Source organism: Levilactobacillus koreensis JCM 16448, assembly GCF_001435525.1.
Classification (GTDB): Bacteria; Bacillota; Bacilli; order Lactobacillales; family Lactobacillaceae; genus Levilactobacillus; species Levilactobacillus koreensis.
This window is the reverse complement of the sequence record NZ_AZDP01000066.1, coordinates 1-1,688: the sequence shown is the minus strand read 5'-3', so window position 1 is coordinate 1,688 and position 1,688 is coordinate 1. Positions and strand designations below refer to the sequence as shown.

Here is a 1,688-nt window from a genome sequence, read left to right as displayed (position 1 = left end):
TGTGCTAGTCCCTGTCAAGTTGTCATACGAAATAATATAAATTAGTATTGTCTTTAAACGGCCTCATTCCGGTATTCTACCGGGGTGAGGTCGTTTCTTGCTGGTGAACGATCTAAGTGATTGAAGTAGTGGATTCCTTCGTTCACCAGTGCTTTGAATTCTTGGTAGGTGGTGGGCATTGGATGACGATCCATCCAATGAGTCTTAAATTCATTCCACCAACGTTCCATTGGTGAGTTGTCGTAAGGCGTTCCGGGACGTGACATACTACGTGTTATTTCATGTCCGGCCAAAAAGTTATTGAAAGACTTTGATGTGTACGCAGCGCCTCGGTCGGTGTGTACTAACGGATGAACTTCACCAGCGTACTCAAATGCACGCTGGAACACCTGAATCTCCGCTGCGGCCGTTTCGGTGGTGCTCAGATTTGACGCGATTAATACACGTCCATACAGGTCCAAAACCCCACTCAAACGCATTTTGAATTGTCCATTGATTCCGTAAGATAGTTCAGTTGAATCGGCCAGCCAAACTTGATTAGGTGCTGTTACGGTAAAATCTTGATTCAAAATATTATCTTGCATGTATTGCTCTTGTTCCTTGATTCGATGATGCTTCTTAACCCGAATCTGGCATCGGATACCTAAATTACCCATGATGCGTTTGACACGCTTGATAGTGACGTTGAAGGTAATCTGCTCATCTCGATTTAGGTTCGATAAAATTTTACCGGCACCGATTGCTTGATGATGTTGTTTGAACCAATAAGTGATGCGTTCTTCTAGTAGCTCTTCTTGAGCTTCCCAGACCGTTTTCTGACGATGCAATGACTTATTATAAGCTTGTCGACTAACGCCAACGTACGCCAATAATTTTGTAATGGCACCACGTTTCCCTTGACTGACTTCGCTGATTGCCCGATATGCCAGTCGATGTTGTTGTTTCACCCCTTGCGCTGAAGTTCCTGATATTTTTTTACAAACTCTTCCAGTAGTTTCATGTCGGCGACCTGGCCTTCTAATTGGCGGATTCGTAAATTAGCCTTATCTAGGTCAGTCAATTTTTCTGGTGTTTTACGATGACCACGGTTGTCTCTGAGGGTTTCATAGCCGCCTTCCTTGGCCTTGAGGACCCATGAACGGGCTTGTTGATAAGAGACTTGGTAGTGTTCGGCTGCCTCACTATATGAGTGCTTGTGATTAGTAATGTATTCGACAACTTCAATACGTTCTTCCCACGTTGTTTTTCGGCTCATCTTTGGGACCAACTTTCTTGACGGAGAGGCCGTCACAGTTTTGTCCTTATTATACTTGGAAACCCAAGTCATTACTTGGGAAAATGAGCGTAAACCATACTTCATAGCTAGTTTCTGTGCGGAACCTTCACCATTCAAGAAGGCATAAACAACTTGTAATTTGAGAGCGCTACTGTAGTGATGATTTTTCTTGGCTTCCTTCAGTCCATCGAGGCCATCGCGTTGGTATCGATCTAGCCACTGGGCTACGGTGTGCTTACCTAAACCATTCGCTTTCCCAAAGGCTGTGCTCGATAACCCCGAGACTTTAAATTCGTTAATCAATGCTAGCTTCTCTATAGCACTAAACCTAGATCTTGGCATACAAAAATCCCTCCGTCATTGTCAGATGAATTATATTATTTCATCTGACAACCACAGAGGGATCATAACA

At 43.8% G+C, this 1,688-nt stretch carries 2 protein-coding genes; both read right to left on the bottom strand.

What is annotated here, in order from left to right; translation table 11 throughout:
- Positions 1–53: 53 nt before the first annotated feature.
- On the bottom strand, positions 54–947 hold the full coding sequence (locus FC99_RS05750; protein WP_048733391.1) for an IS3 family transposase: 894 nt from the start codon (positions 945–947) through the stop codon (positions 54–56).
- Positions 944–1,618 carry a helix-turn-helix domain-containing protein gene (locus FC99_RS05745; protein ID WP_048733392.1) on the bottom strand — a complete coding sequence of 225 codons (675 nt, stop codon included), beginning with the start codon at positions 1,616–1,618 and terminating at the stop codon, positions 944–946. The genes FC99_RS05750 and FC99_RS05745 overlap by 4 nt, the downstream gene beginning before the upstream one ends.
- Positions 1,619–1,688: the final 70 nt, after the last annotated feature.

What these genes read in the sequence shown, in the direction of transcription:
- FC99_RS05745 (WP_048733392.1), bottom strand. Translation starts at nt 1,618, where the DNA reads ATGCCAAGATCTAGGTTTAGTGCTATAGAGAAGCTAGCATTGATTAAC.